Annotated in this window: 5 protein-coding genes; 1 reads left to right on the forward strand and 4 read right to left on the reverse strand. The window is 45.4% G+C overall.

The window, feature by feature from the left end; genetic code table 11:
• Window positions 1-656 precede the first annotated feature (656 nt).
• Window positions 657-1,655, forward strand: a complete 999-nt coding sequence (locus ACR2PX_RS27660) for a serine/threonine protein kinase (RefSeq protein WP_434002588.1) — start codon at window positions 657-659, stop codon at window positions 1,653-1,655.
• Between the two features lie 62 nt (window positions 1,656-1,717).
• On the opposite strand, the gene ACR2PX_RS27665 is transcribed toward ACR2PX_RS27660, so the two are convergent.
• The 4 genes from ACR2PX_RS27665 to dnaB form a co-directional block, all read right to left on the reverse strand.
• Entirely contained in the window at window positions 1,718-1,951 is a 234-nt protein-coding gene (locus tag ACR2PX_RS27665) for a hypothetical protein (protein ID WP_434002589.1), read from the reverse strand.
• 74 nt (window positions 1,952-2,025) lie between these two features.
• Window positions 2,026-3,273, reverse strand: coding sequence for an RNA-binding domain-containing protein (locus tag ACR2PX_RS27670; RefSeq protein WP_434002590.1), 1,248 nt, complete (start codon window positions 3,271-3,273; stop codon window positions 2,026-2,028).
• A gap of 2 nt (window positions 3,274-3,275) precedes the next feature.
• Entirely contained in the window at window positions 3,276-5,939 is a 2,664-nt protein-coding gene (locus tag ACR2PX_RS27675) for a TrlF family AAA-like ATPase (RefSeq protein ID WP_434002591.1), read from the reverse strand.
• 42 nt (window positions 5,940-5,981) lie between these two features.
• Entirely contained in the window at window positions 5,982-7,385 is a 1,404-nt protein-coding gene (gene dnaB, locus ACR2PX_RS27680) for a replicative DNA helicase (protein WP_434002592.1), read from the reverse strand.
• Between the last annotated feature and the right edge of the window lie 194 nt (window positions 7,386-7,579).

The following is a 7,579-nucleotide window of genomic DNA, read 5'->3' on the forward strand; positions in this document are numbered from 1 at the left end:
TCGTGCCTACGGCTACAGAAACAGAGAAAGATTCAAAACGGCGATTTACTTTCATTGTGGTGGTCTTGATCTTTATCCAAGAGGGGTAATCCGATGAAATTCACCCACACAATCTGAGGTAGAGCCAAAAAAAACTCCTCTTATGGTTGAGCTATAGAAACAACTATTTCTGCGATCGAAACGTTATGGGAAATGACCTTTTAGATGCAATAGAAAAGGCTGCTGAAAACAACAGTAGAGAAGAGCTTGATCTAACTATCAATATAGCCCTGTCAATGGTCCCTACAGAAAAGAAAAAAAGAAAATTGCATCACTGGTTGGAACTAGGAGGTTAAATAACCTTTTAGAAAACCATCCCGAATCATTTGATCCTGTAGCTACTGGTAAAGCTTGGGGACTGATTCCCAGCGTTCTGGAAGAAGACAGACCTCAAGAGCCAGAGTAAAGCTTGGGATACATGATCTCATAATTATGCCAATATCAAGGTTTGGGAGTGTTCAGCCGGACCCACATAGCGAGCCAGACCAAAACCAATGACAGAAAGGTCAGGCTCCCGCAGAAGAACTGCGCTCCCAGATCAATTGAGAACGCCCCCTGACCTCACTTTCGTAGTAAACTTCAGCAGCTAACGATTATTGGCCTATTGGGAGCCTTCTATGAGTTCAGATACCCAGCACCCCTATGAGCGATTGACGCCTGACCGGGTGATGGACGCAGTAGAAAGTCAGGGGTATCTATGTGATGCCAGAAACCTGGCCCTGAACAGCTACGAAAACCGTGTGTATCAGGTCGGGATTGAAGATGGAACGCCCATCATTGCCAAATTTTACCGGCCTGATCGCTGGAGCCGGGATCAGATTCTGGAAGAACATTCATTCTCACTGGAACTTGAGGATATGGAGTTTCCTATTGTTGCTCCTATGAAGAACGAGAATCAGGAAACCCTGCATGAATTTGAAGGTTTCCAATTTGCTCTGTTCAAACGCATGGGTGGTTATCCTCCGGAACTCGACAACCTCGATCACTTGCTGATTCTGGGTCGCTGCATGGGAAGACTCCATAAACTGGGCTCAGCCGTGCCTTTTCAATCCAGACCAGAAATCAATCTTCAACGATATGGCACCGACAATGTCACCTGGCTGTTGGAAAATGATTTTATTCCAGGCCCTCTCATAGAAGCCTATGAAACCCTGACCCGGGATATTCTGGATCGTCTGGCCCGAATCGAAGCCAGTTATAATCCTGATTTGATCCGTGTACACGGTGACGCACATGTAGGCAATATTCTATGGCGAGATGATAATCCTCATTTTGTCGATTTTGACGATACCTGCATGGCTCCGGCTATTCAGGATTTATGGATGTTCCTGAACGGAGACAGGGCCAGTCAAACAATCCAGCTGGCAGAGCTGCTAGAAGGCTATGAAGAGTTTAATGAGTTTAATCCTATAGAACTCAACATGGTGGAGTATTTCCGAACTCTGAGACTACTCAACTATTCCGGGTGGCTGGCGAAACGCTGGAAAGATCCGGCTTTCCCTATGGCCTTTACCTGGTTTAACACCGAACGTTACTGGTCAGAACATATTCTGGAGCTGCGGGAGCAAATGGCTCACTTGGATGAACCACCGCTTTCGGTTTACGGGAATAGCTAAAAACCTACGACTATCCACTGGCTGAGCTAGTCAGTGGATGGAATGCGTCCTCATATAGCTTGTTACTTTAAGGCGAGGTTATTCACGATCTGGATGAGTAGCTCTTCGACTTTATTGAAACGTCCTTCAATATTATTGAAGCGTTTGTTGTTCTCTTCTTTCAACAGATCAATCTCTTTTTTCTGTTCCATCTGTTCCTTCAGTATCAATGCAACCGTGCCCTCAATACCCGTGAGCATCTTATCCCAGTGAACACGGTTTTCTTCTAACGCTTCAACTCTAGCCTCAAGGCTCATACTGCATACCTTTATCACTTATTGTTTGAGCTATGAGCATAGCAGGGAATACCACAGAGACACCTGACATCAGACTACCCCTCTTCTCTCTTTCTCTGGTAGAAAGTTGTTTTGAGGTAGTCTTCCGTTAACTCAAAATGAGGTTCATTACCATTGTACTGCTTCAGAAGGGGTATGATTTTAGTTCTTACACCCATACCCCTTGCATCTACATAGCCATAATCCCGGAGAACTTCGACAATAATAGGGTTTCTCGGTGAACGTTGCCCTGCAAGCATTTTTTCGATGGTCATGGAATTCTGGAGTGCTCCGGGACTGATTAACTCCAGACGATCGCTGTAGATTCCTATTTCAATAGCTATAGATCGGGTCCAGTCACGATGTGCAAGTGCATTAATAACCAGCTCCCTGACAGCCGCTTTTGGATAGTACCAGTTCCGCTCCCGGCGGAAGTGACTGTCTATTTCCCTCGACTCTTCACTGATATAAGGTTCAATCAGGTCAACCAGCTTTTCAATAAGTCCAAAGTGCGTTTCTGCCAGCCTTCGCCCTCCTGCTTCATCCACTTTCCAAAGCCCAATCAATGGAGAGTCCAGAATCCGATCCATTTTCGACTGATAGGTTTTACCTTCACCTTCAAAAACGACCACCCTGATCCCTGACTGCCTCAGATAACGTCTGGGAGAAATACCAAACAAAACCATACCTGCAACAGTACAGACCGGGGAGTCGACACCCTCTGTCATAAAACCCAGTCCAATTAACCGTCTAATCCATGAATCTCGACTACTGGGAATATCAGGGTCAGAGAGAACATTTTCCAAGTAGTCAGCCAGTCGCTCGTGATCCAGAGAGGAATAACTGGAACCTGCTACCGGTAACGCTTCGGTATGCAGCATCCCTCCGCTGGCAAACAGTCTCGCCTGCTGTTCTCTTGAGGCCAGTCTGGATGTTGAGCCAATTCGGATATAGACATCTTCTCGGCTTTTATGCCGAAGTACATAAGGTTTAGAGACACCTTCTGTAAAGCTGATCACTGCAACACGTTCATCAGAATCAAGCTGAACTTCTTCGTAATAAGGCAATAGCATGGGATGAACTTTATCGGCAATAACATTCATCACCCACTCTTCAAGGTTCTCTCGCTCTATGCCACTTATAGAGCCGTCATCTTCTACCCCCAATAGGAGCACGCCTCCTTTGAGGTTAGCCATAGCAACCACTTCAATGGCAAGCTGTTCAGGACACATATCATCACGTTTGAATTCAACACCTGAATTTTCGCCATTGGCTATGATCTCCAGAAGCTCTGATTTCAGCATGTTCAATTAAATCCGTACTTTTCACGACGTTGATTAAAAGCAGCCTTTCCACCTTCTAGAATATCAGCCGCAAATTTCTGAACAGACTCCACATCTATAGCTCCCTGAAGTTCAAGGGGAATCTCTGCTCTGCGTTCTTCTGGATTGATTTGCAGGACGCCTATCCACTCCGCATCACCAAAAACTGGAATATTGGCGTTATGAGTCGCAAAAATAAACTGCCTTTCCAGTTTGGCCTTGCGTAGTTCAGCGACAATCCTGTCAGCAATAAAAGCGTTATCCAAATTGTCTTCTGGTTGATCTAGGATAAGAGGATCTTGGTTATTTAGTAATAGCATATGTAATATAGCTGTACATTGTTGCCCTACTGAGAGGTCATCAATATGCCGGTAATCTTCAGCTTGCCCCTCATGGGCTACATTAAGCTCGATGACTTTTTTATCCAACAACTGAACCTCTTCTAACTCAAGCAACTGCTTTTCAGAAAGAGTGACAAGAGCACTGGCAACAGTGGGAGTAATTCCCCATTCAGAATTCTTTAGAGCATCTATTCCTTGACGTATAGTGCTAGCTAGACTCTTTGGTGAAAACCGCCCCTCTTTCAGCCACTCTAAACGCTTGGCACCTACACCTTCCAAGTTAGACGACAATACAAAGTCAAAGAGACTCTGCCTGTCATCAGCCACACCCAGATCTATCTTCAGTTTTCCTTTTAACCTCTTGTTCAACTTTCGGAGACTTCTCGTTGTATTACTGGACAGCTGGACCTGAGCCTCGCTAAGCTCGGATAAAAGACTCTTTCTATCTTCATAAAGAACTCTTATTTGTTCTTTTCTATGCTTCAAAGATAGTGTTTTGGGACGAATTCTCTCTATTTCTTTCAGAATCCCCTGATAGAGCTCGCCAATTTCCCGGCCACTCTTGCCCTGACTGGCTGGTATCCTCTTAAACTCTTTTGTCAGGGCTTCCTCATCTGCCCTGATTTGCTCTGATAATCCTTTTTTCAGAGTCTCTTTCTTGCCAAATAAAGCCGACCATTTTTCTCTTGCTTGTTCCAGTAACTTTCGAGTGTCACTCCCAAGTTCTTCAAGCAGCAGCCTCTGAAACACCAATGATTCTTTATGTGGCAACCCATCAAGAGCTTGATCACTCAAGAACTGGACATCAGGTAAGGAGTCCAAGGCAACCCCTAACCCTTCATCAAGCCCCGAATACTCATCCTCAATTCGTTGAGCAAGTTGCTTTTCTTTTTCCAGTCTGGGAATAACTTTCAGCTTTTCTTCTAACCCCAGGGATTGGAACTGACCTGCCTGGTCTTCCAGCTTGGGTAACCTTGCAACATCTGCTTCCAACTCACCTTGCTGTTCCATTGCTTTCAGGATTGATACCCGATTTTCTTTCAGTTTTATAAGTATCTTTTGAATCCTGATATTTTCCAGAGAATCCTTCTCTTGCAAAAAACGACTAAGTAACTGATCTCTGCCCTCTACCGTTCTGGCTGTTTCATAAATCTCATTCTGCCCAAGCACCTCCAGCTCTGGAAGCAGCTCCGAAGGAGAGTGTGGAGAGATATTACCGTGTTCATCTTTGACAACAGGCCTATCACCATAACGCCTGGAAACAGTAAACAACCTTCCTCCCATAGCGGCTGAACGCACTCTTAGCTCCACATGAGCTTTTTCCTTTGATAGATTTTCTCTGATTATTTTGTCATGCATTTTTTTTGCTTCAACCATGGCAGGCTCTTTTGCCATCGCAAAACGGATACTCTCGATCAAAGTCGATTTTCCGGTTCCCCTGCCACCAATCAAAGCATTCAGATGATCGGCTGGCTCAACTTGAACACCATCAAGATAACCATTGGTAAACCGAATAGACTCAATTGCAGAAGCATAATTCTCAGGAACATCGTGGTTCAAGCGCAACCTGGATTCCGGGTCAAGAAAAGCCTGCTTGAAAGACTGAAAGCAAGGTCTGGTCATTTTGATCAGACAACTTGCACTTTTCTCCCTCAGTTTCTCTGGAGTTTCAATATCTGCTGCATTAATCAAGGCCACAGGCGTATCACGTTTATATTGAGCAATTCTGTTTAATGCCACCTGGTAATAGAAGCCATTATCTGCAGGTTTAAGGTCTTCAATTTTGCCTGGTATTTGAGCGGCTTTAAGTTTAGGGTTTGTCCAGATATGATTCTGCTTTAGTTTAAGCACCCCATTATCATTGGTGCAATGAGCTGCAAACAAAAACCCCCCTAACTTATCCACTTCCTCAATTAATTGAGTCGAGCTTAGCTCAGAGGGTCTAGTTCCATCTTTGATATCAAGTAACTTCAAACTTCCAAGATATCGCTCTAACACTCTGGAACTGGTTTGTTCTGAGAAAAGACAGACAAAATGCGCTTTATCATTGGCCGTCACCTCAAATCCTGGAAAAACAACAATACCGTGAGGTTCCACTTTTTCTCTGATGGCCTCGATACTTTCAACCCGGCCGTGATCAGCAATGCCTAAAACCTTGATTTTTTCTTCCAGACAAACTGCTAAAAGCTTCTGATTGTACTCATCTTCATCCGTTGCAATATCCTGACCACGATATCGGATATAGTCGAAAGGATTGACCTGAAGCGCACATTTCCAGAATTGAGCCTTTGTGTATTGTTCAGGCATGCTCATGATTTCCTCGACATATCAGGACAGGAAAGAACCGACTTATTCATCGTCAAAGTTGACGTAAGCATCCGGGGCGAGATTTTCAAACCGGGTGTATTGACCAATAAAAGCAAGCCTTACGGAACCGATAGGACCATTACGCTGCTTACCAATAATGATCTCACCAATGCCCTTGTACTCGGTATCCGGGTTATAGACCTCATCCCGATAAATGAACATGATGATGTCAGCATCCTGCTCAATCGCACCCGACTCACGAAGATCAGAGTTAACCGGTCGCTTATTGGGTCGTTGCTCCAGAGATCGGTTCAACTGTGACAATGCAACGACCGGTACATTAAATTCTTTCGCCAGAGCTTTAAGGGAACGGGAAATTTCTGAAATTTCGTTGGTACGCCCTTCACTGAAACCGGGAATCTGCATCAGCTGAAGATAATCAATCATGATCAGCGCCATATCACCATGCTCTCGCACAATACGACGAATACGGGAACGCATCTCAGACGGGCTGATACCTGCAGTATCATCAATAAACAGCTTCTTGTCTTTGATTCTCTCGACAGCTGACACCAGTTTTGGCCAATCTTCTTCTTCCAGCTTACCGGATCGAACCTTGGACTGATTGATCCGCCCCAGTGATGACAGCATACGCATCATCAGCTGTTCACCCGGCATCTCCAGACTGAATACCATCACTACTTTTTCGGTATTCAACAGAGCATTTTCCACCAGGTTCATCGCGAAAGTCGTCTTACCCATGGAAGGACGCGCCGCCACAATGACCATGTCAGACGACTGCAAGCCAGACGTCATTTCATCCAGATCATTAAAGCCCGTGGTGATACCCGTGATGGCATCTCCGGAATTAAAGAGCTCATCAATTTTCTGGACCGTATTATCCAGAATTTCCCTGACACCCACCGGGCCACCGGTTTTAGGGCGCTCTTCAGCAATATTGAAAACCAGCCGTTCCGCCTCATCCAGAACAGTCTGACTGTCACGACCTTCTGGATTGTAGGCTGTTTCCGCCATCTGCTGACTGGCATTAATGACCTTTCTGAGAACAGAGCGTTCCTGAATAATCTGCGCATAAGCTTCAATGTTGGCGATACCGGCAACATTAGCGACCAGCTCAGTGATGTACACCATGCCTCCGGCGGCTTCCAACTCATCCTGGTTATCCAGGCTGGCGGCCAGAGTCAGCGGGTCAAAAGGAATACTCTCGTTCGCCGATTTGGCCATCGACGAGAAAATAACCTTGTGACGGGGATGATAAAAATCCTCTGCCGTTACCTTATCCGCTACCTTGTCCCAGGCCTCATTATCCAACAGCAGGCCACCCAGCACAGACTGCTCCGCCTCGATAGAATGAGGGGGAGTCTTAAGGCTCACGGTTGCCTCATCAATAGGCAATTCGCTTTCTCGGGGCAGTGCTTCCAGCATGATGTCATGAATACCAAAGTCGGAACTTACAGAATAACGCAAGTCGGGCATAGGCTGAACAGGGAATTATGGCCCTTTTACAGGTTGGCTGATCATTTTTGGGCCTCCTGCCTGATTTTTAGATAGAGATAATCAAGATCATTGTAACCACATGCCTTGTATATTATCCGCTTGATGACACCATTGAAGGCTTC

The organism is Endozoicomonas sp. (assembly GCF_051008435.1).
Classification (GTDB): Bacteria; Pseudomonadota; Gammaproteobacteria; order Pseudomonadales; family Endozoicomonadaceae; genus Endozoicomonas_A.

Coding starts and splice junctions, on each gene's coding strand:
- ACR2PX_RS27660 (WP_434002588.1), top strand. CDS start 657: ATGAGTTCAGATACCCAGCACCCCTATGAGCGATTGACGCCTGACCGG.
- dnaB (WP_434002592.1), bottom strand. CDS start 7,385: ATGCTGGAAGCACTGCCCCGAGAAAGCGAATTGCCTATTGATGAGGCA.
- ACR2PX_RS27670 (WP_434002590.1), bottom strand. CDS start 3,273: ATGCTGAAATCAGAGCTTCTGGAGATCATAGCCAATGGCGAAAATTCA.
- ACR2PX_RS27665 (WP_434002589.1), bottom strand. CDS start 1,951: ATGAGCCTTGAGGCTAGAGTTGAAGCGTTAGAAGAAAACCGTGTTCAC.
- ACR2PX_RS27675 (WP_434002591.1), bottom strand. CDS start 5,939: ATGCCTGAACAATACACAAAGGCTCAATTCTGGAAATGTGCGCTTCAG.